Origin of the sequence: Pseudomonas sp. NPDC090755 (genome assembly GCF_044769005.1) — a bacterium.
Taxonomy (GTDB): domain Bacteria; phylum Pseudomonadota; class Gammaproteobacteria; order Pseudomonadales; family Pseudomonadaceae; genus Aquipseudomonas.
The window spans coordinates 464,588-486,186 of record NZ_JBIVXC010000002.1 but is presented as its reverse complement, the minus strand read 5'-3'; the positions used below and the strand labels follow the sequence as shown (position 1 = coordinate 486,186).

The following is a 21,599-nucleotide window of genomic DNA, read 5'->3' as shown; positions in this document are numbered from 1 at the left end:
AAGTGCCATCGATCCGCTTATCTCACTTCCTTTCCGGTAGAACCATGCAAGCCGCTCAACCCAAGCTCATCCGAGAAACCTTCCCTGTAGGCCCCCTGCAGTGCAACTGCACCATCATCGGCGACCCGATCACCAAGAAAGCCATTGTCGTCGACCCGGGCGGCAACCATGAGCAGATCATCGCCCGCCTGGAAGCCCATGGCCTGAAGCTGGTGAGCATCATCCACACCCACGCGCACCTGGACCACTTCCTCGCCTCCGGGCAGTTGAAGGAGAAGACCGGCGCCACCCTGCACCTGCACAAGGACGACCAGTTCCTCTGGGACAACCTGGAGATGCAGTGCCAGATGTTCGGCGTGCCCTATACTCCGGTGCCGTCGCCGGACCGCTGGTTGGCCGACGACGAGGAGCTGGCCTGCGGCTGTGGCGTGGCCTTGCATACCCCGGGACACACGCCGGGGTCGATGAGCTTCTGGTTTGCCGATGCCAAGCTGCTGATCGCAGGCGACACGCTGTTCCGTCGCGGGATTGGTCGCACCGATCTGTGGGGCGGCGACCAGGCGACCATCGTTCGTTCGATCAAGCAGCGCCTGTACAGCCTGGATGAAGACGCCACGGTGGTCACCGGCCATGGTCCGGATACCCGCCTGGGTGAAGAGATGCGCCAGAACCCGTTCGTCCGGGCCTGAGTTTTCAGGGAATTTTTTTGCCTTTTTGCAGTCTAAGGCTCGCGTCGGTCCGCAGCGCGGTCCGCAATTCGAATTTCTGTAGGAGCTTGTCCATGTTCACCATGCGTCGTTTGATTATCGTCGCTACCGCTGCCGCCCTGATGACCGGCTGTGCCGCCCCCGGCCCGTATGACAACCAGGGTCAGGCGCAACAAGGCTCCACCGGGATGAGCAAGACCGCCAAGTACGGCGGCCTGGGTGCGCTGGCCGGTGCCATCGCCGGTGCTGCCATCGACCATGACAACCGTGGCAAGGGCGCGCTGATCGGCGCTGCTGCCGTAGGTGCAGCCGCTGCTGGCTATGGCTACTACGCCGACAAGCAGGAAGCCGCCCTGCGCGCCAGCATGGCCAACACCGGTGTCGAGGTACAGCGCGAAGGTGATCAGATCAAGCTGATCATGCCGGGTAACATCACGTTCGCTACTGATTCGGCGAACATCGCTCCAAGCTTCTACTCGCCGCTGAACAATCTGGCCAACTCCTTCAAGCAGTTCAACCAGAACACCATTGAAGTGGTCGGCTACACCGACAGCACCGGCAGCCGCCAGCACAACATGGACCTGTCCCAGCGCCGCGCCCAGTCGGTGGTTTCCTACCTGACCTCCCAGGGTGTTGACGCCAGCCGCGTAAGTGCTCGCGGCCTGGGCCCGGACCAGCCGATCGCCAGCAACGCCGACGCCAATGGCCGTGCACAGAACCGTCGTGTCGAGGTCAACCTCAAGCCGATTCCTGGCCAGCAGTACCAGTAAGTTTCAAGGGATGTGAAGAAGGGGAGCGAAAGCTCCCCTTTTTTATGGCGGTGTGCCCTCAGCCGTAGCCGCTGCCGCCAGGCTGCGATCGGCCGTGAAACGGCCGTAAACCTGCCACCCGGTTCCTTCAGATCCATCGAGACGGCTCGGTTGCGACTGCTGCGCAGTCGATCGCAGCCTGACGGCAGCGGCTACGGATGTCTCCTAGCATTCTGCAACAGGCCTGCGCTGGTGTTTTATTGGTCTTAGGACCTATCCTACGAATTCTGTCGCCCAGCAGATGATTGCTCCGAGGGAAACACGCCACTAGGCTCATCGGGTCGCTGATCGTTCAGCGATCGGGTTTGGCGACCCGAGTACATCAATCTCATGCTTCCATGGCGTCAATCGTTATGGCGGCTGTGCGCGGGAGGGCTTCGGCCCTGCCGGGTTGTCCTGATGTCTCGGTTCGCCAACCTGCGTACAGCTGCCACCAATTTTTGTTTGGCGACGGACTTGGTGCAGCTCCCTTACATCAGGAGTTGAACCATGAAAAAGATCGTTCCCGATCCACCCGATTTCCACCTCCTCGAAACCACCGAGACAGCCTTCGGCCTCTGCGATGTCGGGCACCCGCAGTTGTTCGCCGTACGCGCCGGTACCAACGTCGAAGATGCCCTGGTGCATGCCGCGCTTTACCTGAAATGTGCAAGCCTGACCGGGCCGTTGGCGGTCGAGTACAGCCGTGAGCCGGGCCGTGGGTTCATCCAGTCGACCCTGCATTCGTTGGAAATGGCCAAGGCGCTGATCGATTCGTTGCTCGATGGGCTGGAGGGGCGGGGAGTCGCTGGCAGGGGCTGATCGCGGGGCAAGCCCGCTCCTACGAAGAAGAGCGGGCGTCACCCTGCATGATTCAGTGCTTGGTCGTGATTTTCAGCACATCGGTAAAGACCATGTCGACCGTCTGACCTACCTTGAGGTTTTTCATCCGCGCCTGCAGCTCCGGATCTTCGACCTTCACCACCTTTTGCGGGCCTTCAGGTGGCAACAGGGTAACTTCGTGCTTCTTCAGGTCGATGTTGGTGATCTTCGAGGTGACCTTGACCTGGCGGAAGGCTTCGCCGCCCGGGTTGGGGTTGTCCTGGGTGGCACGGATCACCCCGGCCTCCTTGCTGACACCCGGTTCGCCGCCCACGTTGGTGTCCAGCACCGTCGCCACGGAGCGGTTGACCTTCACATTGACCAGGTCACCGACCTTGAGGTTGTTCAGGTTCTTGGCGTTTTCGCCCAGTTGAATAGGCACCTGGGTGTTATTGGGGCCCTCGACCGTTACCAGGCGCTTGTCCACGTCGATGGCCAGGACCTTGGTGTCGACGATACTCTCACTGGCAATGCCGTCGATCAGGATATCGGCTGCCTGCACCGAGAAGCTGGCTGCTGACATGAGCGAAGCCAGCGCGATGGCGTGGGTCAGGGTACGCAATGGTTTCATAGGCTTACATTCCGGGTGATGGCTGTTGAGAAACATCGTGGGGAAGAGCATAGATGCTGAACGGGCGTTCGTGGGCGGCGGGAAGACTTTCTGTTGATCTGCCTCAGTCCCAGGGGGAAGAAAACTTCCCGCCTGGCTGAGTTGCAGCGTCGATCAGGCGGGGGTGCTGCGTTGCAGCCGATCCAGCAGGTCGTCCTTGTCCTGCCAGAGCTGGTTGATCCACTGCTGGAAGGCCAGGCGATAGGCTTCATCCTGGTCATAGTTCCTGCCCAGGAACTCGGCCGGGATCTGTACCTCTTCAAGCTCCACCACGATGTGCTTCACCCGACCGCACAACAGGTCCCAGAAGCCCGGTGCGCCACCCGGGTAGTGCAGGGTGACGTTGACGATCGACTGCAATTGCTCGCCCATGGCGTCCAGGACGAAGGCAATTCCCCCGGCCTTGGGTTTGAGCAGGTGCTTGTAGGGCGATTGCTGCTGGCGGTGTTTGTGCGACGTGAAGCGCGTGCCCTCGGCGAAGTTGAAAATGGCCGTGGGCTTGCCACGAAATCTGGCGCAGGTGCGGCGGGTGGTTTCCAGGTCCTTGCCGGCCTTTTCCGGGTGTTTGGCCAGGTACGCCTTGGAATAGCGCTTCATGAACGGAAAGCCCAGGGCCCACCAGGCCAGGCCAATGACCGGCACCCAGATCAGCACTTGCTTGAGGAAGAACTTCAGCGGCCGGATACGGCGGTTGAGCACGTATTGCAGCACCAGGATATCCACCCAGCTCTGGTGGTTGCTGGTGATCAGGTAGCTGTGCTGGTAATCCAGCCCGTCCAGGCCCTGGACCTGCCAGCGGGCCTTGCCCAGCAGGTTGATCCAGGCGTTGTTGTTGCTGATCCAGGCTTCGTGGATGTGGCGCATCAACTCGTCGGTGACCCGCTGCGCCGCCGCGAACGGCAGGCACAGCTTGAACAGGCTGACGATGAACAACGGGGTGCAGCAGACGATGGTGTTGAGCCCCAACAGCAGCGAGGCAATGACCCCGCGCATCGGCGCGGGTAGAAATCCGAGCATGTTCAGCTATCCAGTGAGCGGTTGGCCTGAATCGCGGTCAGGGCGATGGTGTAGACGATATCGTCGACCTGGGCGCCGCGGGGCAGGTCGTTGACCGGTTTGCGCAGGCCTTGCAGCATCGGGCCCAGGCTCACGCAATCGGCGCTGCGCTGCACCGCCTTGTGGGTGGTGTTGCCGGTGTTCAGGTCGGGGAACACGAACACCGTGGCGCGACCGGCCACCTGGCTGTTGGGTGCCAGTTGCCGGGCGATGTCGAGGTTGGCCGCGGTGTCGTACTGCAAGGGGCCATCGATCTGCAGGCTGCGCTGGGTTTCCTGGGCCAGCAGGGTGGCTTCGCGGACCTTTTCCACTTCCTCGCCACTGGCCGAATCACCACTGGAGTAGCTGATCATCGCCACGCGGGGGGCAATGCCGAAGGCTTCGGCGGAGTCGGCACTCTGCAGGGCAATCTCCGCCAGTTCACTGGCGGTGGGGTGCGGGTTCATGACGCAGTCGCCGTACACCAGCACCTGCTCGGGGAACAGCATGAAGAATACCGAGGACACCAGGCTGCAACCCGGCGCGGTCTTGATCAGTTGCAGGGCCGGGCGGATGGTGTTGGCGGTGGAATGCACCAGGCCCGAGACCAGGCCGTCGACCTCGTCCAGGGCGAGCATCATGGTGCCGATCACCACCGGGTCTTCCAGTTGTTGCTCAGCCATCGGCGCGTTCAGGCTCTTGCTCTTGCGCAGGCTGACCATCGGTTCGACATAGCGCTCGCGGATCAAATCCGGATCGAGGATTTCCAGGCCTTCGGGCAGGGTGATGCCCTGGGCCCGGGCCACGGCCTGGACATCGTCGGGCTTGGCCAGCAGCACGCAGCGGGCGATGCCGCGGGCCTGGCAGATGGCGGCGGCCTGCACGGTCATGGGCTCGGCGCCTTCGGGCAGGACGATGCGCTTGTTGGCCTGCTGGGCCCGCTGGATCAACTGATAGCGGAACACCGCTGGCGACAGGCGCAACTCGCGCGGGGTGCCACAGCGCAGGTGCAGCCAGTCGGCATCCAGGTAGCTGGCAACGAAATCGGTGATGATCTCCGCGCGTTCGCGGTCATCTACCGGAATTTCCTTGTTCAGTTGGTTCAACTGGTTGGCGGTGTCGTAGGAGCCGGTGCTCACCGACAGGATCGGCAGTCCGGCCAGCAGCGCGCCCTGGCACAGTTCGAGGATACGCGGATCGGGTTTGCTGTCGCTGGTCAGCAGCAGGCCGGCCAGCGGCACGCCATTGATCGCCGCCAGGCTGACGGCGAGGATGATGTCGTCGCGGTCGCCCGGAGTCACCACCAGGGTGCCGGGCTTGAGCAGCGGCACGGTGTTGGCCACGGTGCGGGCGCAGATGATGATCTTGTTCATCCGCCGCTGTTCGTAATCACCGGCGTTGAGCACCTGGGCGCCGAGCAACTCAGCCACGTCGCGGGTGCGCGGGGCGTTGAGGTCGGCCTGGTAGGGGATGCAGCCGAGCAGGCGGAAGTCGCCGCCGCGCAGCAGCGGCGAATGCTCCTTCAGACGCTCGGCGAAGGTGTCCATGCTCTCGTCGGTGCGCACCTTGTTGAGGATCACCCCGAGCACTTTCGGGTCCTTCGGCCCGCCAAACAGCTGCGCCTGCAGTTCGACCCGCCCGGACAGCTCGGTGAGCACTTCGTTTTCCGGCGCCGACACCAGGATCACCTCGGCATCCAGGCTCTTGGCCAGGTGCAGGTTGACCCGTGCCGCATAGCTGGCGTGACGGGTAGGGACCATGCCCTCGACCACCACCACGTCCTTGCCGGCACAGGCCTGCTGGTACAGGGTAATGATTTCTTCGAGCAGCTCATCCAGCTGGCCGTCACCGAGCATGCGCTCGACATGGGTCAGGCTCAAGGGTTGCGGCGGCTTGAGGCCATGGGTGCGGGCGACCAGTTCGGTGGAGCGTTCCGGTCCGGTGTCGCCGGGGTGCGGCTGGGCAATCGGCTTGAAGAAACCGACTTTCAGCCCGGCGCGCTCAAGGGTGCGTACCAGGCCCAGGCTGATAGAGGTCAGGCCGACACCAAAGTCGGTCGGCGCGATGAAAAATGTCTGCATGCGAGCTTCTCGAAAAAACGCTGTGCAAAAGAATCAATTGCCAAGGGTATCGCTATCGGCACCCTGAGCGCACCAGCCACAGGCAAATGCCTGGCCGATGCGTTGCTGGCGCTGCCGGGCATCGAGCACCCAGGCCCGTGACTGCCAGGGCGGCAGGTGGCGCAAGTGCTGGGTATGCCCGCACGACAGCTCGACCACCCAATGGCCGTCCTCGTCCTGATGGAAACCGAGCACCCGGCTGCTTGCCGGGACAACCCGTTTGTCCGGGTTGCGTTCGCTTTCAGGCGTTGCGTTGGTTACACTTATTGGTTCTACATACTTATGCAAAAGGTCTCGCCCCATGCTGATCGCCGCCAACAAGGCTGTCTCCATTGACTATACCCTGACCAACGACGCTGGTGAGGTCATCGACAGCTCCGCCGGCGGCGCTCCGCTGGTTTACCTGCATGGCGCAGGCAACATCATCCCGGGCCTGGAAAAAGCCCTGGAAGGCAAAGCCGCCGGTGATGAACTGACCGTCGCCATCGAGCCTGAAGACGCCTACGGCGAATACCTGGCCGAACTGGTCAGCACCCTGAACCGCAGCATGTTCGAAGGTGTCGACGAGCTGGAAGTGGGCATGCAGTTCCACGCCTCCGCGCCCGATGGCCAGATGCAGATCGTCACCATCCGCGATCTGGACGGCGACGACGTTACCGTCGACGGCAACCACCCTCTGGCTGGCCAGCGCCTGAACTTCAAGGTCAAGGTCGTCAACATCCGTGACGCCAGCGAAGAAGAAGTGGCTCATGGCCATGTTCATGGCGAAGGTGGCCATCACCACTGATTTTCTGCGCTAAGCTCAGAAAGTCGCGAAGGCGCCCGGGCAAGACCGTCGCTCTCCTGCAGGGGAAGACGGCTTGGCTGGGCGCTTTTTTAATGGGCTGGTGATACTCGAATGCAGCCCGCAGCGGCAACCGGGATCTGGAGAGGGGAGTATGTCATGAGTGCATTTCACGACCTGAAGTTACAGGCTCTGGATGGCAAGGACTTGTCGTTGGCGCCGTTCAAGGGCCAGGTGGTGCTGGTGGTCAATGTCGCCTCCAAGTGTGGCCTGACCCCGCAGTACGCGGCGCTGGAAAATCTGTATCAGCAGTACAAGGCCAAAGGCTTCAGCGTCCTGGGCTTGCCGTGCAACCAGTTTGCCGGTCAGGAGCCTGGGACCGAGGCTGAAATCGCCCAGTTCTGCAGTCGCAACTACGGGGTGAGTTTCCCGCTTGGCAGCAAGCTGGAGGTCAACGGGCCGCAGCGCCATCCGTTGTATCGCCTGCTGGCTGGCGAAGGGGCGGAGTTTCCAGGTGATATCACCTGGAACTTCGAGAAATTCCTGGTCGGCCAGGATGGCCGGGTACTGGCGCGCTTCTCGCCACGTACCGCACCGGATGATGCGACGGTAGTCCAGGCTATCGAGAAGGCGTTGGGCTGACCGGCACTTTCACGGGGCAAGCCCGCTCCCAGTGTAGGAGCGGGCTTGCCCCGCGATGCTGTTAAATCACTCGCATCAATAGTACTGGGCCAGTCCCAAGGCTCATCCTATCCTCAGGCGCATTCCTACCCTTTCTGGAGCGCCACATGTCCGCCACAGCACTCTTCACTCCCGTTCAACTGGGCGCCCTCGAGCTGCCAAGCCGCGTGGTCATGGCGCCAATGACGCGCACCTTCTGCCCCGGTGGCGTGCCTCATGCCCAGGTCGTCGAGTATTACCGCCGCCGTGCCGCCGCCGGTGTCGGCCTGATCATCACCGAAGGCACCACGGTGGGCCACCCGGCTGCCAATGGTTATCCGAATGTGCCGCGTTTTTATGGCGAGGATGCGCTGGCCGGCTGGAAGCAGGTAGTGGAGGCCGTGCACGCCGAAGGCGGGCGCATTGTTCCGCAACTCTGGCATGTGGGTAGCGTACGCCGCCTGGGCGTGGAGCCGGACGCCAGCGTGCCGGGCTATGGCCCGAGCGAGAAGATCAAGGATGGCCAGGTGCTGGTCCACGGCATGACCCGTGATGATATCCGTGAGGTGATCGCAGCCTTCGCCCAGGCCGCTCGTGATGCCCAGGCCATTGGCATGGACGGCGTCGAGATCCACGGTGCCCATGGCTACCTGATCGATCAGTTCTTCTGGGCGTCGAGCAACCAGCGCACGGACGAGTACGGTGGTGACCTGGCCGGGCGCTCGCGTTTTGCCATCGAGCTGGTCCAGGCCGTGCGCGCCGCGGTGGGCCCGGACTTCCCGATCATCTTCCGTTTCTCCCAGTGGAAACAGCAGGATTACACCGCCCGGCTGGTCACCAGTTCCCAGGCGCTGGGCGAGTTCCTGCAGCCGCTGGCCGATGCCGGCGTGGACATTTTCCACTGCTCGACCCGCCGCTTCTGGGAGCCGGAGTTCGAAGGCTCCGAGCTCAACCTGGCCGGCTGGACCCGCCAGCTCACCGGCAAGCCGACCATCACCGTGGGCAGTGTCGGCCTGGATGGAGAATTCCTGCAGTTCATGGTCGCCACGGACAAGGTGGCGCAACCGGCCAGCCTGGAAAACCTGCTGACGCGCTTGAACAATGACGAGTTCGATCTGGTCGCGGTAGGGCGTGCGTTGCTGGTCGACCCGGATTGGGCGGCAAAAGTGCGCGACGGTCGCGAACAGGACATCCTGCCGTTCAGCCGCGATGCGTTGACGACTCTGGTTTGATCAGCAGCGGCGCTGCTTGCCGGGGCACGCTGTGGCCCTGGCAGCAGGCCTCGCGCAGGTGGTGCTCGAACTGCTCGACAATCATCGGCCAGCCCTGGCGGCTCGCATGCTGGCGGGCATTGAGGCGCACCCGGCGCAGGGTTTCAGTGTCTTCGAGCAACCAGTTGCAGGCATCGATGAACGCCTCGGCATCGCCGGGCATCGCCAGGGCGCCGCTGTGCCCGTGGCGGATGTGCTGGGCGGCGGCGGCCTGGTCATAGGCCACCACGCCAAGGCCTGAAGCCAGGGCTTCGAGCACGACGTTGCCGAAGGTTTCGGTGAGGCTGGGAAACAGGAAAATGTCCCCCGAGGCATAGTGCTCGGCCAGCGCTTCACCGCGCTGGGCGCCGCAGAAGACGGCATCGGGCAGTTGCTGTTGCAGGGCATTGCGCTGAGGGCCGTCGCCGACCACGATCAGGCGGATGCGCCGCTGTGGATAAATACGCTGCGCCGACGCCAGGCAGGGTTGCAGCAGGCCCAGGTTCTTTTCCGCCGCCAGGCGCCCGACGTGCAGCAGGGCGATGTCTTCGTTCTTAAGCCCCCAGCGCTCGCGCAGTGCTTCACTGCGTCTGCCCGGGTTGAACAGCTGGCTGTCCACGCCACGGGCCATCAATGCCAGGTTGTCGAAACCGCGTCGTTCCAGCTCCAGGCGCTGACTGAGGCTGGGCACCAGGGTGCTGTGGGTACGCCGGTGGAACCAGCGCAGGTAATGGGTGAGCAGGCGCGACAGCAGACCCAGGCCGTACTCGCTGGAATATTGCTGGAAGTTGGTGTGAAAGCCGCTGACCACGGCGATACCCAGGCGCCTTGCCGCGCGCAAGGCGCTCAGGCCCAGCGGACCTTCGGTGGCGATGTACAGCACGTCCGGCCGCTGCCGACGCCAACGCCGCAGCAGCTTGTGCATCGACACCTGTCCCCATTGCAGCCCCGGATAGCCCGGTAGCGGCCAGCCGCGACACAGCAGTTGGCGATCATCGGCGCTTGTGCCATCGGCCTCCTGGCGAGGGCGCACCAGTTCGACCTGGTGACCGCGCTGGCGCAGGCCTTCGCTCAGGCGGCCAAGGGTCGTGGCCACGCCGTTGATTTCCGGTGGGAAGGTTTCGCTGACCAGGGTGATATGCAAGTGTGCTGTGCTCATGAACGCCAGTTTCAGCGGCGCGGATTGCGTCGCTGTGATGAAAATATGACAGATCGATGACGCCCGATTTCCAGCAGTTTGCCCGGAAAATATTTCCCAGCAAGCCGCTCAAGAATGACGGGCAACTGGCCGATGCAGAAGCATTCGAATGACCGATTTCGCTCCAGGAGAGCGTTGATGTTCAACAGCAAACTGAAACAAGAAAACCACCAGCTGCGTGAAGCGCTCTCGTCCATGGAACAGGTCAAGAGCAGTCTCGACAGTGAAATGCTGGTATTGCAACTTGACCCTCAGGGACGCATCGAATCGGTCAACAGTAATTTCGAAAAGGAAATGCTCTACAGCAGCCATCAACTGATTGACCGCAACATCGAAGACATCGTGCCGGCGCATGTCAAGCAGATGGATTTCTACCAGCGCATGAAGAACGCCATTACCCGTGGCGAGCACCTTAATGGCGCGTTCCGGCTGTTGCGCGGTAATGGCCAGGAGGCCTGGTTGCGCTCGATCCTGCAACCGGTGAAGAGCAGCGACGGGCGCATCAAGTACTTCACGCTGCACTCCAGTGATCTGACTCGCACCATCGAAAGTTCACGCGAGCATGAGAGCCTGATCAAGGCGCTGATGCGTTCCACCGCCGTGATCGAGTTCAACCTGCAGGGCGAGGTGCTGACGGCCAACGACCGCTTCCTGCAGACCATGGGCTATCGACTGGAACAGGTGGTCGGCAAGCATCACCGGCTGTTCTGCGAACCGGAAGAAGCCAACTCGACCACTTACCAGGCGTTCTGGGACAAGCTGCGCCGTGGCGAGTTCGTTGCCGAGCGCTTCAAGCGTATCGACGCCCATGGTCGCGTGGTCTGGCTGGAAGCCTCCTACAACCCGATCATCGATGCCCATGACGTGCTCTACAAGGTGGTCAAGTTCGCCACGGTAATCACCGAGCAGGTCAATCAGGAAGTGGCCGTGGCCGAAGCCGCCGATATCGCCTACACCACGTCGGTCGAAACCGATAACTGCGCGCGCAAGGCCACCGATGTCGTGACCCAGACCGTCGAGGTGATGCGCGGCCTGGAATCCTGCATGCAGGAGGCGGCCAATGGCATCGAGGCGCTGGACAAGCAGTCCCAGGTCATCGGCTCGATCATCAAGACCATCAGCGACATCGCCGGCCAGACCAACCTGCTGGCGCTCAACGCGGCCATCGAGGCGGCCCGCGCCGGTGAGCAGGGACGTGGCTTTGCCGTGGTAGCCGATGAGGTGCGCCAGCTCGCTTCGCGCACCAGCGTCGCCACCGAGGAAATCGCCCGGGTAGTGCAACAGAACGAACAGCTGGCCAAGGCGGCGGTGGATATCATCGACAGCAGCAAGCGCCAGGCCGAGCAGGGCCTGGCCCTGGCCGGGCAGACCGGCTCGGTGATCGTCGAGATCCAGGAAGGAGCGCAGAAGGTGGTCAATGCGGTGGGGCAGTTCTCCAGCCAGCTGTCGGCCTGATGTTCAGCGCGGTGGGTTGAAGAAGGCGTTCAGTGTTGCGGTGACTGCCCGTACGCCGGTGGCGATGGCGGGCAGCTCGACGATGAAGCCGGGTGTATGGTTCATCGCTGCCGGCAATTGTTTCTTCTCGACCAGGTTCTTGTAGACATCGGGTTTGCCCGATCCCACCTCGATGAACAGCACTTTGGTGTCCGGAAAGGGGCTGGCCAGCATGTGGAAATCTTCCGAGCCCATCAGCGGCGGCATGCCCGGCAACACCTTGTCGGCCCCCAGTTGCTGCACCAGGGCGGCCTGGGCCAGTTCGGTCTGCGCCTTGCCGTTCACCACCGGTGTGGCATGCCCCTTCATGGTGTACTTGGCCTGGTAGTCGGCTGGCATGTCATTCATCACCAGTACGCCCTGAGTCACCGATTTGATCCCGGCAATCAGTCGCTCCCGCACTTGCTCGTCGTACCAGCGCAAGTTGAGTTTGAGCGTGGCGCCTACCGGGATGATGTTGTTGTTGACCCCGGCCTGAAAGGCGCCGACGGTGAGGACGGCCGGCTTGGACTGATCGACCATGCGGCTGATGATGGTCTGGTAACCCATGACAGCCATGGCGCCCATCACCACCGGGTCCTTGGTGACATGCGGGGTTGATCCATGCCCGCCGATGCCTGGCAGTTCCACGTCGATCTGGTCGGTGCCGGCCAGCCGGGGCCCTTCGCGCAGGCCGACGCTGCCGGCCGGGTAGACCGGAGAGACGTGCGCTGCCACCAGCACATCGGGTTTGGGGACGAAGTCGTAAAGACCGTTTTCGACCATGGCAGTGGCGCCTTCGAGGAGTTCCTCCGCCGGCTGCGCTACCAGCACCAGGGTGCCTGACCACTGGTCCTTGAGTTGGGCCATGACCTTGGCGACCTCGATCAACCAGGTGGTGTGTGCATCGTGCCCGCAGGCGTGCATGACCGGCTGGGCGGGGTTGCCCAGCCAGGGCGTGACCTTGCTGCTGGCATAGGGCAGGCCGGTGGCCTCCTTGATTGGCAGGGCATCCATGTCGGCACGGTACATCACCACGGGGCCCGGACCGTTACGCAGGATACCGGCCACGCCGGTGGTGCCGATTGCGGTCTTGACCTCGAAGCCTTGCGCTTGCAGGGCCTTGGCCACCCGGGCGGCGGTTTCCTTCTCCTGGAAGGCCAGTTCGGGGTTGCGATGCAGGTCCTTGAACAGCTCGATCAGTTGCGCGTTGTCCTGTTCCACCAGGGTGTCGATCCGGGTTTTCAGGTCAGTGGGCGCGGCATGGGCCGAGAGGGCGCCGAGGCAGGCGAGGGCAAGAAGCGGCTGGCGAAGACGCAAAGACATGGCGTAAGTCCCTTTACAGGTAACCGGACACAGCAGGGCATGCGTGGCGGCTGAGTGTTGTTGTTATGAGGGTGCTCGGTTGCACCGTGAAACAAGTCTGTGTATCTATGCCTGGTGCGTCCAATGCAAAAATAATCAGGGATTGATGCGATGAACGAATCAATTGACTTGAAGCGAATTCGCCACCTGGTCCTGCTCAGCGAGGAGTTGCATTTCTCCCGGGCGGCCGAGCGGGCGAACCTGTCGCAGACCGCGTTCAGCCGCAGCATTCAGTCGCTTGAGGCTGACCTCGGGGTGCGGCTTTTCGATCGCGATACCCGTTCGGTCATGCTCACCGCCGCAGGGCGGCAACTGTTGGCAAGTGGGCGCGAATTGCTCGGTTGTGCCGGGCGACTGGTTGCCGAGGCCAATCACATTGCCCAGGCCGATGGCGGAGAATTGAGCTTCGGTGCCGGCATGATGGCTGCCAACCTCTACCTGGAGGAGGCACTGACCTCGTTACGCAAGCGTATTCCCCGGCTGGTGATGAAAGTCGAGGTCAACCACTGGAATCAGCTGCTCCAGCGTCTGGAGCAGGACCAGATCGAATTCTTTGTCGCGTTCACCTGCGACCCGTCGCTCAGGACCGATGCGCGATTCGACATCACCCCGCTGCCGGGGGCGCCAGCCTCGGTCTTCTGTCGTGGCGATCATCCACTGATTCGGCAGCAGGCAGCGGTGACCCGCCAGCAGTTGCTGGATCACCCCTGGAGTTCGGTGCTGTTCGACGACATAGCGCCCGCGCGGCTGCGTGAGCTGCTGGACTTGCCTGAAGGTACGATCGCGCCGCTGGCCCTGGGCTGCAACGACCTGAAGTTACTGCGCGCCACGACCCTGGGCAGCGACGCGCTGCTGTTTACCTGGCAAGCCTGGCTTGAAGAGGATCTGCGTACGGGGGCGATCCGCGATCTGGGAGCCTTGCTGCAGCCTGCGCTTGGCGAGGGTGGTTGCAGCATTGCCAGCGCGATCGTCTGCCATGCCGGGCGCACCTTGTCACCCATTGCACGGCAGGCCATCGAGCTGATCCGGGCGGCCGCGATGCGGCCACGGTGAGGTCAGCGCTCGCGGACCCAGAACAGTGTGGCGCCCGCCACCGCCGCCGGCATCATCAGGATGTTGAGGAACGGTACCAGCAACACCAGGTACACCGACCCGCCAAAGCCCAGGCTCTGCCAGCGCTTTTCACGCAGCCAGGCAAGCATGTCCTGCCAGCTCATCTTGTGGTTGTCGGCCGGGTAGTCGATGTACTGGATAGCCATCATCCAGATACCGAACAACAGCCACAGCGGTGCGGCGATGATGTTGATCACCGGGATCAGCGAAAGGATGAACAGACCGATGGCGCGGGGCAGGAAGTAACCCAGCTTGCGCATTTCCCGACCCAGGGTACGTGGCACCATGGCCATCAGTTCGGCCCAGCTGAACGCCGGGAAGTCATCGGTGCCGCGCACCACCACTTCGACTTTTTCTGCCAGGAAGCCATTGAAGGGGGCGGCAATGATGTTGGCCAGCATGGTGAAGGTGAAGAACACCATCAGTATCACCAGGGCCACGAACAGCGGCCAGAGAACATAGCTCAGGAAGCTCAGCCAGTCGGGCAGGCTGGGCATCAGGGCATCGACCCAGAGGCTGAACTGATGGCCGGCAAAGTAGATCAGGCCGACGAACAGCAGCAGGTTGACCGCCAGGGGCAGCAACACGAACAGGCGCAGGCTCGGGCTCAGGACCAGTTTCAGTCCTTCGCGCAGGTACTGTGGGCCAGAGAGGACAGGGGCTTGCATACGGGGCTCCGGGTTAAGGCAAACGCGCTGACCTTACCGAGTTTGAGCGGCCGGTGAAAGCGTGAGACAGACAGGGAAACGGGCTGTAACAAAGCTCGCCCACCTGACCGGATGGCCCTGATAGGCAAACAGCCGAAGGTTTTGGCGATGAATAGAGCGGGCCTATAAGGTGGATTGTCTAAGGATATTTCCTTAATCTCTGCGGCCTCGCTACAGTGCGCACAACTTTCCAACCCCTTCGAATTCAATTCTTCAAGGAGTTTTCATGAGCATTCTGGTCAACAAGCAGGCCCCGGATTTCGATGCGGCGGCGGTGCTGGGCGACGGTTCGATCGTCGACAGCTTCAAGCTTTCTTCCCTGCGCGGTAAATATGTCGTGCTGTTCTTCTGGCCGCTGGACTTTACCTTTGTCTGCCCGTCGGAAATCATTGCCCACAACAACCGCATGGACAAGTTCCGCGAGCTGGGAGTGGAAGTGGTCGGCGTTTCCATCGACTCGCAGTTCACCCACTACGCCTGGCGCAACACGCCGGTGGAGAAGGGCGGCATCGGCGAAGTCGAGTTCACCATGGTTGCCGACGTGACCCACGAGATCACTCGCGCCTACGGTATCGAGCACGATGACGGCGTGGCCCTGCGTGCCTCGTTCCTGATCGACCAGCAAGGTGTGGTGCAGCATCAGGTGGTCAACAACCTGCCGCTGGGTCGTGAAGTCGATGAGATGATTCGTCTGGTCGAAGCCCTGCAGTTCACCGAACAGCACGGTGAAGTCTGCCCGGCCGGCTGGCGTCCAGGCCAGAAAGGCATGAAGGCCGATGCCAAGGGCGTTGCCGACTACCTGGCGGAAAACGCCAACAGCCTGTAAGGCACAGATCGACACGTTTTCAGGACCTGCGACCCAAAGCCTTCCCCAAGTGCTTCGCAGGTTCTTTTTATTCCAGCCGGCGATCCCGGCGTTACGAAGTGGGCAATCCAGCGCCCGCTTCGACAGGAGAGAGTCATGTCTGAAGTACGTCATTCGCGAGTGATCATTCTCGGCTCCGGCCCTGCCGGTTACAGCGCTGCAGTCTATGCCGCCCGTGCCAACCTCAAGCCGCTGCTGATCACCGGCATGCAGGCCGGCGGCCAGCTGACCACCACCACCGAAGTCGACAACTGGCCGGGCGACGCCCATGGCCTGACCGGCCCGGCGCTGATGCAGCGTATGCAGGAGCACGCCGAGCGCTTCGAGACCGAAGTGATGTTCGACCACATCAACGCCGTGGACCTGGCCAGCAAGCCGTACACCCTCAAGGGTGACAGCGCCACCTACACCTGCGACGCACTGATCATCGCCACCGGCGCCAGCGCCCGCTACCTGGGCCTGCCGTCGGAAGAAGCGTTCATGGGCAAGGGCGTGTCCGCCTGCGCGACCTGCGACGGTTTCTTCTACCGCAACAAGCCAGTGGCTGTGGTCGGTGGCGGCAACACCGCCGTGGAAGAAGCCCTGTACCTGGCCAACATCGCCAGCAAGGTCACCCTGGTTCACCGCCGCGAGACCTTCCGTGCCGAGAAGATCCTGATCGACAAGCTCAACGCCCGTGTGGCCGAAGGCAAGATCGAGCTGAAACTCAATGCCACCCTGGACGAAGTACTGGGTGACGACATGGGTGTGACCGGTGCGCGCCTGAAGAAAAACGACGGCAGTTTCGACGAGATCAAGGTTGACGGCGTGTTCATCGCCATCGGCCACACCCCGAACACCTCGCTGTTCGAAGGCCAGCTGACCCTCAAGGACGGCTACCTGGTGGTCAATGGCGGCCGTGACGGCAATGCCACCGCCACCAACGTCGAAGGTGTGTTCGCTGCTGGCGACGTGGCCGACCATGTCTACCGTCAGGCTATCACCTCCGCCGGTGCCGGCTGCATGGCGGCACTGGATGTCGAGCGTTACCTGGACGGCCTGCAGAACGCGGCGCACTGATCGCCCGATCGCAGGCTTCGCCAGCTCCCACAGGGCCCGGAGGCAGCGGTTACACCCCGTAGCCGCTGCCGAGGAACGAGGCTGCGATCGACTGCGCAGCAGTCGCAATCCAGCCCCCCAGTGTACCTGACAGACTGAAGTCGCCAGGTTTTACGGTCGCTTCGCGACCGATCGCAGCCTGGCGGCAGCGGCTACACCGTCAGGCAATCAGCTCCCACACCTGTGGGGCTGGCAGGGTTGCAATAAAAAACCGGCTGTTCAGCCGGTTTTTTCATGCCTGGGATAAACCTCAGAGGCTCAAGCGCATCGACAGGTCGACTGCCTTCACATCCTTGGTCATGGCACCGATCGAGATGTAGTCGACCCCGGTCTGGGCAATCACCCGCAGGGTGCTTTCGTTGACCCCGCCACTGGCTTCGAGCTTGGCCTTGCCAGCGTTCAGGCGCACGGCTTCGCGCATGTCGTCCAGGCTCAGTTCGTCGAGCATGATGATATCGGCGCCAGCGTCCAGGGCCTCTTTAAGTTCGTCCAGGCTTTCGACTTCGACTTCCACCGGTTTGCCCGGGGCGATTCGCCGTGCGGCGGTGACGGCCTTGGCGATGCCGCCGCTGGCAGCGATGTGGTTTTCCTTGATCAGGAAGGCGTCGAACAGGCCGATCCGGTGATTGTGACAGCCGCCGCAGGTGACCGCGTACTTCTGTGCCAGGCGCAGGCCAGGCAGGGTCTTGCGGGTGTCGAGCAACTTGACCTGGGTATCGGCGACCAGGTCGGCGAGAGACTGCGCATGGGTAGCGACGCCCGACAGCAGTTGCAGGAAGTTCAGCGCGCTGCGCTCGCCGGTCAACAGCGAGCGGGCCGGACCTTCGAGGTGGAACAGCGGCTGATTGGGCTGTGCACGCTCACCATCCTTGACCTGCCAATGCACGGCCACCCGTGGGTCGAGCTGGCGGAACACGGTATCGACCCAGGCGGTACCGGCGATGACGCAATCGTCGCGGGTGATGATGGTGGCCTTGGCCAGGCGCTCGGCCGGAATCAGCTGGGCGGTGATATCACAGCTGCCGATGTCTTCAAGCAACGCACGGCGCACGTTGGCTTCGATTTCGGCGGTCAGGTCGGCGAGGCGTAAATTCGGCATGGCGGGCTCCACAAGCTAAGTGCCGGGGATTATAGGGCAAGCCCGTGCTGGCGAGTGGGGGGAATTTACTCGATAATGCGACTTGAATTTGGCGTCATGGCTTTGACGAGGTGCCGGTTCATCCGACCATAGCCGAGCAAGGAGTCCGGGATGCACAAAGACGGGAAGGTGGTGCCGATCACGGCATCCCTCGATCAGGCACGCCATGTGCCGCTCGCTCGTCTGCCCGTGGTGCTCCTGCAAGTCCGAGACATGGCCGCGCTGCAGTTGCGCAAAAGCCTGCAAACGCTGTTCGACAATGCCGATGACACGCTGTTCGAGATGGCGGACAAGGCCGCCAGCAACAGTGAACAGAACTTCCTGTTCGAAGCGATGCGCGACCTTCGCCTCAAGCGCAAAAGCATCGAGCGCGGCTACCTCGACCGCTTCTATCAGGCTTTCGTACGTATCGGTCAGCTCGACGCAGTGACCTCGGTGGGGTACGGCGCACCGGCAGGGGCGGCCAATGAGCCGGAGCGCAGGGTGGCGCTGGATGCCATGATCGGCCGGGTCCTGGCCCGCGACGGTTGCTCCCTCAACCAGTTGACCCTGCGCTTGTCGGCGTTGACCGGGCTGCGCCTGGATGACCGGCGTAATCCGCTCGGCCCGGCGATGTTGTGCGACTACTTGCTCCAGGCCGGACGCCATCTGGGGGTCGCCACCCGGGTCAAACTGGTCATCCTCACGCTGTTCGAGCGCTATGTCCTGGAGGACGCCGACCAGCTGTATGGCGAGGCCAACCAGTTGCTGATGGCCACCGGGGTGTTGCCCGAACTCAAGATCATTCCCCGGCGCCCCGCCCAGGACGCCGTCCTGGCTCATCGGCGGGCCCCGTCAGGGCACGGCTGTGGCGATGGCAAGGGAACCGACCTCGATGCCGACGAGCAAGCCGTGTTCGCGTCCCTGCAAGGCTTGCTGGCCCGTGTGCGTGGCCGCCTTGCACCACGGTTGGAGGCGGGCAACCCGGTGCAGCCGATCAGTACCGGTGATCTGCTGCGCCTGCTCTCGCACCTGCAACATTATGTGCCTTCGGTGCAGGACGCCGACGACTTCGACCTGCACCAGCAACTTGAACAGCTGTTGACCCGCTTCAGCATGAAAAGCGGCACCTACCGCAAGGTCGAGGGCGTGGATGAGGACGTCATCAACCTGGTCAGCCTGCTGTTCGACTACATTCATGCTGACCGCAACCTGCCGAGCGCCTTGCGCAGTTTGATTGGCCGCCTGCAGATCCCCCTGCTCAAGGTCGCGGTCCTGGACAAGCGTTTTTTCAGTCGCAACCACCATCCGGCCCGGCGCCTGCTCAACGAAATCGCCAGTGCCGCCATTGGCTGGGACGCCAGCGATGACTGCCGGCGCGATGTGCTTTACCAGCGGGTGGAACACATCGTTCAGCGCTTGCTTAGCGATTTTGCCGACGACCCGGCAATCTTTTCCGAGCTGCTGGTGGATTTCCAGGCCTTCAGCAGCGAAGAGCGGCGACGCAACGAACTGCTCGAACAGCGCGCCCGGGACGCCGAAGAAGGTCGTGCACGGTCGCATTTGGCGCGTCAGCGGGTGCAGCAGGAACTCAATCGGCGGCTGTTGGGCAAGACCTTGCCACGGGTGGTGGTGCGTGTCCTCGAGGAGGCCTGGAGCCAGGTGCTGCTGTTGGCCTACCTCAAGCATGGCGATACCTCGGCGCAATGGCTCGAATGCCTGGAAACCATGGATGCGCTGATCTGGAGTGTCGAACCCCATGACGGCCCTGAGGCCCATCGGCACCTGCTGGAGATCGTGCCCGGGTTGCTCAAGGCCTTGCGCGATGGCCTGGCCAGTACTGCCTTCGATCCGTTCGCCACCCGTGAATTCTTCGCCAGGCTGGAGACGCTGCATGTGCAGGCCTTCGATGAGCCATCGGCAGGCACCGGTTGGCACTGCGATGCCAGCGAGCGCGTGCTGGTGCTCGATGAAATCGTCCTGGCGGTCCCTGGGCAAGCGGGGCCTGCCTGCAACCCGGTGGTCCTGGCCGATGACGATCCGGCGTTGCTGCAAGTGCAGCGTTTGCGCATCGGCAATTGGGTCGAACTCGTTGAGGAGGGAGAAGGGTTGCGGTGCAAACTGATCGCGCGGATCGCCAGCAGCGACGCGCTCGTCTTCGTCAATCGCACCGGGCTCAAGGTTTGCGAGTATTCGCCCAAGGCCCTGGCCTTGGCCTTGCGCTGCGGTGAGGCACGCCTGCTCGATGACAGCTTGCTGTTCGACCGGGCACTGGACTCGGTGGTCAGTCAGTTGCGCCAGCATCAGGCGCGTTAGGTTCAGTCACGTTTTAACGATGCATCCAGATTCGCCTCGGGGCATACTGGGGCCGTGCTCTCGTGCCTCAGGATCTTCTATGCAACTGGACCGCGCTACTGGCTGGTTCGCCGGTATCACCCATTGTCCCTCGCCGAACTTCAACGAACGTCCCGAGGGCGAAGTCATCTCCCTGCTGGTGATTCACAACATCAGCCTGCCGCCGGCGCAATTCGGCACCGGCAAGGTCCAGCAATTCTTCCAGAACCGCCTGGACCCCAGCGAGCATCCCTACTTCGAGGGGATCAAGGACCTGCGCGTTTCGGCGCATTTTTTCATCGAGCGCGATGGCAAGGTCACCCAGTTCGTGTCCTGCCGGGACCGGGCCTGGCATGCCGGGGTGTCCTGTTTCGACGGGCGCGAGGCCTGCAACGATTTTTCCATCGGCATTGAGCTTGAAGGCACCGACGAGTTGCCCTTCACCGACGCCCAATACCAGGTGCTGCAGGACCTGACCCGGCAGATCCAGGCTGTTTGGCCGGCCATCGGTGTCAAGCGGATTCAAGGCCATAGCGACATCGCCCCGGGACGCAAGACCGACCCGGGCCCGGCTTTCGATTGGCCGCGCTACCGGGCAAGCCTTGAGGATGATGGGGGTAGATCATGAGTTTTCTGGTGTTGTTACTGGTGCTGTGGGTCGAGAAGTTCTCGGCCTTGCGCCAGCAGCTGCAACGCGACGGTTTCTTTTGCACCGAGCTGGCGCGCCTGGAGCGCAACGGCAAAAGCCATCCCTGGTGGGTGCTGGCGACCCTGGTGCTGCTACCGGTAGCGCTGCTGGTGTTGCTGATGCATGTCCTGGAGCCGGTTGCCTATGGCCTGCTGGCCCTGCCGGTACACTTGCTGGTGTTGATCTACAGCCTGGGGCGCGGCGATGTGAAAGCCTCGCTCGGGCCGTTTCGCGACGCCTGGCGGCGTGGCGACGAGCAGGCGGCGGTGCATGTGGCCGAGCGTGACCTCGGGGTCACCGGCGACAACGCGCGTTCGCTGCTCGAGCGGGTCCAGGGCCACCTGCTGTGGGAGGCCTTCCAGAGCTTCTTTGCGGTGATTTTCTGGTATGTCCTGTTGGGACCGGCGGCGGCCCTGGCCTATCGCCTGCTTGCCCTGACCGTCGAACACGCCCGCAACCCGGCCTTGAAGGAGCGTGCCCAGCAACTGCGCCATGCCTTCGACTGGGCACCGGTACGGGCGCTGGGGATCAGCTTCGCCCTGGTGGGCAACTTTGTCGCCGTCAGCCGGGTGATGCTGCATGAGCTGCTCAACTGGAACATCAGCGCAGCACGTTTGATCGCCTCGGTCGGTCAGGTCGCCGCCGACATGCCGGCCAGCACCGAGGCCGGGCCCCAGGGCCTGGTCGGGCTGGACACGCTGTGGGAGCTGTTGCTGCGCTCGGCAGTGCTCTGGTATGCCTGCTTTGCCCTGTGGACCGTGCTGGGCTGAGGTGAGTGCGGGGTAGCCGTTGGTCTGCCCACGCA

The 21,599-nt window shown here is 62.7% G+C and carries 21 protein-coding genes and 1 pseudogene; 14 read left to right on the top strand and 8 right to left on the bottom strand.

All coding sequences use genetic code 11. The features are described 5' to 3' along the window. Window positions 1–44 precede the first annotated feature (44 nt). From ACIQUS_RS06150 to ACIQUS_RS06140, 3 genes are all read left to right on the top strand, one after another. Window positions 45–689 carry an MBL fold metallo-hydrolase gene (locus tag ACIQUS_RS06150; protein WP_403044238.1) on the top strand — a complete coding sequence of 215 codons (645 nt, stop codon included), beginning with the start codon at window positions 45–47 and terminating at the stop codon, window positions 687–689. A 92-nt stretch (window positions 690–781) separates the two neighbouring features. After that, window positions 782–1,477: an OmpA family protein gene (locus tag ACIQUS_RS06145; RefSeq protein WP_403044235.1), complete on the top strand. Its 696-nt coding sequence runs from the start codon at window positions 782–784 to the stop codon at window positions 1,475–1,477. Between the two features lie 528 nt (window positions 1,478–2,005). Beyond that, window positions 2,006–2,317, top strand: coding sequence for a DUF3077 domain-containing protein (locus ACIQUS_RS06140; protein WP_403044232.1), 312 nt, complete (start codon window positions 2,006–2,008; stop codon window positions 2,315–2,317). 52 nt (window positions 2,318–2,369) lie between these two features. On the opposite strand, the gene ACIQUS_RS06135 is transcribed toward ACIQUS_RS06140, so the two are convergent. The 4 genes from ACIQUS_RS06135 to ACIQUS_RS06120 all read right to left on the bottom strand — a co-directional run bounded on the left by ACIQUS_RS06135 (window position 2,370) and on the right by ACIQUS_RS06120 (window position 6,475). Continuing rightward, window positions 2,370–2,948: a hypothetical protein gene (locus ACIQUS_RS06135; RefSeq protein WP_403044229.1), complete on the bottom strand. Its 579-nt coding sequence runs from the start codon at window positions 2,946–2,948 to the stop codon at window positions 2,370–2,372. A gap of 153 nt (window positions 2,949–3,101) precedes the next feature. Continuing rightward, window positions 3,102–4,004, bottom strand: a complete 903-nt coding sequence (locus ACIQUS_RS06130; RefSeq protein ID WP_403044177.1) for an acyltransferase — start codon at window positions 4,002–4,004, stop codon at window positions 3,102–3,104. Window positions 4,005–4,006: 2 nt separating this feature from the next. Beyond that, entirely contained in the window at window positions 4,007–6,103 is a 2,097-nt protein-coding gene (gene pta / locus ACIQUS_RS06125) for a phosphate acetyltransferase (protein ID WP_403044174.1), read from the bottom strand. A 33-nt stretch (window positions 6,104–6,136) separates the two neighbouring features. After that, window positions 6,137–6,475: a DUF3565 domain-containing protein gene (locus tag ACIQUS_RS06120; RefSeq protein WP_403044171.1), complete on the bottom strand. Its 339-nt coding sequence runs from the start codon at window positions 6,473–6,475 to the stop codon at window positions 6,137–6,139. Between ACIQUS_RS06120 and ACIQUS_RS06115 the strand changes: the two genes are divergently transcribed. The 3 genes from ACIQUS_RS06115 (at window position 6,444) to ACIQUS_RS06105 (ending at window position 8,818) form a co-directional block, all read left to right on the top strand. Then, window positions 6,444–6,929 carry a peptidylprolyl isomerase gene (locus tag ACIQUS_RS06115; RefSeq protein WP_285862040.1) on the top strand — a complete coding sequence of 162 codons (486 nt, stop codon included), beginning with the start codon at window positions 6,444–6,446 and terminating at the stop codon, window positions 6,927–6,929. The genes ACIQUS_RS06120 and ACIQUS_RS06115 overlap by 32 nt on opposite strands. Before the next feature lie 156 nt (window positions 6,930–7,085). Then, complete coding sequence (locus ACIQUS_RS06110; RefSeq protein WP_403044166.1) at window positions 7,086–7,568, top strand: glutathione peroxidase; 483 nt, start codon at window positions 7,086–7,088, stop codon at window positions 7,566–7,568. Window positions 7,569–7,714: 146 nt separating this feature from the next. Continuing rightward, complete coding sequence (locus ACIQUS_RS06105; RefSeq protein ID WP_403044164.1) at window positions 7,715–8,818, top strand: NADH:flavin oxidoreductase; 1,104 nt, start codon at window positions 7,715–7,717, stop codon at window positions 8,816–8,818. Here ACIQUS_RS06105 and ACIQUS_RS06100 read toward each other — a convergent pair. Continuing rightward, window positions 8,787–9,995 (bottom strand): glycosyltransferase family 4 protein, encoded by a 1,209-nt coding sequence (locus ACIQUS_RS06100; RefSeq protein ID WP_403044161.1) that lies wholly within the window; start codon window positions 9,993–9,995, stop codon window positions 8,787–8,789. The genes ACIQUS_RS06105 and ACIQUS_RS06100 overlap by 32 nt on opposite strands. Window positions 9,996–10,109: 114 nt before the next feature. Between ACIQUS_RS06100 and ACIQUS_RS06095 the strand changes: the two are divergent. Both ACIQUS_RS06095 and ACIQUS_RS06090 read left to right on the top strand, forming a co-directional pair. Further along, window positions 10,110–10,943, top strand: a pseudogene (locus tag ACIQUS_RS06095) (PAS domain-containing protein); the annotation flags it as partial. Between the two features lie 114 nt (window positions 10,944–11,057). Further along, a complete protein-coding gene (locus tag ACIQUS_RS06090) occupies window positions 11,058–11,489 on the top strand; it encodes a methyl-accepting chemotaxis protein (RefSeq protein ID WP_403044630.1) in 432 nt (143 codons plus the stop codon). 3 nt (window positions 11,490–11,492) lie between these two features. On the opposite strand, the gene ACIQUS_RS06085 is transcribed toward ACIQUS_RS06090, so the two are convergent. Then, the gene (locus ACIQUS_RS06085) at window positions 11,493–12,833 is read right to left on the bottom strand and encodes an amidohydrolase (RefSeq protein WP_403044159.1); all 1,341 of its coding nucleotides are present in this window, start codon (window positions 12,831–12,833) and stop codon (window positions 11,493–11,495) included. A 150-nt stretch (window positions 12,834–12,983) separates the two neighbouring features. Here ACIQUS_RS06085 and ACIQUS_RS06080 point away from each other — a divergent pair, with 150 nt between their 5' ends. Continuing rightward, window positions 12,984–13,925 (top strand): LysR family transcriptional regulator, encoded by a 942-nt coding sequence (locus ACIQUS_RS06080; protein WP_403044157.1) that lies wholly within the window; start codon window positions 12,984–12,986, stop codon window positions 13,923–13,925. Between the two features lie 2 nt (window positions 13,926–13,927). Here the strand turns inward: ACIQUS_RS06080 and cysZ are convergent, their stop codons facing one another. Next, window positions 13,928–14,653: a sulfate transporter CysZ gene (cysZ, locus tag ACIQUS_RS06075; RefSeq protein ID WP_403044154.1), complete on the bottom strand. Its 726-nt coding sequence runs from the start codon at window positions 14,651–14,653 to the stop codon at window positions 13,928–13,930. A gap of 265 nt (window positions 14,654–14,918) precedes the next feature. On the opposite strand from cysZ, the gene ACIQUS_RS06070 reads away from it, so the two are divergent. Continuing rightward, window positions 14,919–15,518, top strand: a complete 600-nt coding sequence (locus tag ACIQUS_RS06070; RefSeq protein WP_403044151.1) for a peroxiredoxin — start codon at window positions 14,919–14,921, stop codon at window positions 15,516–15,518. Window positions 15,519–15,653: 135 nt separating this feature from the next. Beyond that, window positions 15,654–16,616: a thioredoxin-disulfide reductase gene (gene trxB / locus ACIQUS_RS06065; RefSeq protein ID WP_403044149.1), complete on the top strand. Its 963-nt coding sequence runs from the start codon at window positions 15,654–15,656 to the stop codon at window positions 16,614–16,616. A 289-nt stretch (window positions 16,617–16,905) separates the two neighbouring features. On the opposite strand, the gene nadC is transcribed toward trxB, so the two are convergent. Then, window positions 16,906–17,754, bottom strand: coding sequence for a carboxylating nicotinate-nucleotide diphosphorylase (nadC, locus tag ACIQUS_RS06060; protein WP_403044146.1), 849 nt, complete (start codon window positions 17,752–17,754; stop codon window positions 16,906–16,908). 150 nt (window positions 17,755–17,904) lie between these two features. Between nadC and ACIQUS_RS06055 the strand changes: the two genes are divergently transcribed. From ACIQUS_RS06055 to ampE, 3 genes are all read left to right on the top strand, one after another. Continuing rightward, window positions 17,905–20,088 (top strand): DUF1631 domain-containing protein, encoded by a 2,184-nt coding sequence (locus ACIQUS_RS06055; protein WP_403044144.1) that lies wholly within the window; start codon window positions 17,905–17,907, stop codon window positions 20,086–20,088. A gap of 79 nt (window positions 20,089–20,167) precedes the next feature. Next, window positions 20,168–20,734: a 1,6-anhydro-N-acetylmuramyl-L-alanine amidase AmpD gene (gene ampD, locus ACIQUS_RS06050; RefSeq protein ID WP_403044141.1), complete on the top strand. Its 567-nt coding sequence runs from the start codon at window positions 20,168–20,170 to the stop codon at window positions 20,732–20,734. After that, window positions 20,731–21,564, top strand: coding sequence for a regulatory signaling modulator protein AmpE (ampE, locus tag ACIQUS_RS06045; RefSeq protein WP_403044139.1), 834 nt, complete (start codon window positions 20,731–20,733; stop codon window positions 21,562–21,564). The genes ampD and ampE overlap by 4 nt, the downstream gene beginning before the upstream one ends. Window positions 21,565–21,599: the final 35 nt, after the last annotated feature.

Coding starts and splice junctions, on each gene's coding strand:
- ACIQUS_RS06090 (WP_403044630.1), top strand. CDS start 11,058: ATGCGCGGCCTGGAATCCTGCATGCAGGAGGCGGCCAATGGCATCGAG.
- cysZ (WP_403044154.1), bottom strand. CDS start 14,653: ATGCAAGCCCCTGTCCTCTCTGGCCCACAGTACCTGCGCGAAGGACTG.
- ACIQUS_RS06080 (WP_403044157.1), top strand. CDS start 12,984: ATGAACGAATCAATTGACTTGAAGCGAATTCGCCACCTGGTCCTGCTC.
- ACIQUS_RS06145 (WP_403044235.1), top strand. CDS start 782: ATGTTCACCATGCGTCGTTTGATTATCGTCGCTACCGCTGCCGCCCTG.
- nadC (WP_403044146.1), bottom strand. CDS start 17,754: ATGCCGAATTTACGCCTCGCCGACCTGACCGCCGAAATCGAAGCCAAC.
- ACIQUS_RS06070 (WP_403044151.1), top strand. CDS start 14,919: ATGAGCATTCTGGTCAACAAGCAGGCCCCGGATTTCGATGCGGCGGCG.
- ampD (WP_403044141.1), top strand. CDS start 20,168: ATGCAACTGGACCGCGCTACTGGCTGGTTCGCCGGTATCACCCATTGT.
- ACIQUS_RS06135 (WP_403044229.1), bottom strand. CDS start 2,948: ATGAAACCATTGCGTACCCTGACCCACGCCATCGCGCTGGCTTCGCTC.
- ACIQUS_RS06085 (WP_403044159.1), bottom strand. CDS start 12,833: ATGTCTTTGCGTCTTCGCCAGCCGCTTCTTGCCCTCGCCTGCCTCGGC.
- ACIQUS_RS06105 (WP_403044164.1), top strand. CDS start 7,715: ATGTCCGCCACAGCACTCTTCACTCCCGTTCAACTGGGCGCCCTCGAG.
- ACIQUS_RS06140 (WP_403044232.1), top strand. CDS start 2,006: ATGAAAAAGATCGTTCCCGATCCACCCGATTTCCACCTCCTCGAAACC.
- ACIQUS_RS06115 (WP_285862040.1), top strand. CDS start 6,444: ATGCTGATCGCCGCCAACAAGGCTGTCTCCATTGACTATACCCTGACC.
- ACIQUS_RS06130 (WP_403044177.1), bottom strand. CDS start 4,004: ATGCTCGGATTTCTACCCGCGCCGATGCGCGGGGTCATTGCCTCGCTG.
- ampE (WP_403044139.1), top strand. CDS start 20,731: ATGAGTTTTCTGGTGTTGTTACTGGTGCTGTGGGTCGAGAAGTTCTCG.
- ACIQUS_RS06150 (WP_403044238.1), top strand. CDS start 45: ATGCAAGCCGCTCAACCCAAGCTCATCCGAGAAACCTTCCCTGTAGGC.
- trxB (WP_403044149.1), top strand. CDS start 15,654: ATGTCTGAAGTACGTCATTCGCGAGTGATCATTCTCGGCTCCGGCCCT.
- ACIQUS_RS06120 (WP_403044171.1), bottom strand. CDS start 6,475: ATGGAGACAGCCTTGTTGGCGGCGATCAGCATGGGGCGAGACCTTTTG.
- ACIQUS_RS06055 (WP_403044144.1), top strand. CDS start 17,905: ATGCACAAAGACGGGAAGGTGGTGCCGATCACGGCATCCCTCGATCAG.
- pta (WP_403044174.1), bottom strand. CDS start 6,103: ATGCAGACATTTTTCATCGCGCCGACCGACTTTGGTGTCGGCCTGACC.
- ACIQUS_RS06110 (WP_403044166.1), top strand. CDS start 7,086: ATGAGTGCATTTCACGACCTGAAGTTACAGGCTCTGGATGGCAAGGAC.
- ACIQUS_RS06100 (WP_403044161.1), bottom strand. CDS start 9,995: ATGAGCACAGCACACTTGCATATCACCCTGGTCAGCGAAACCTTCCCA.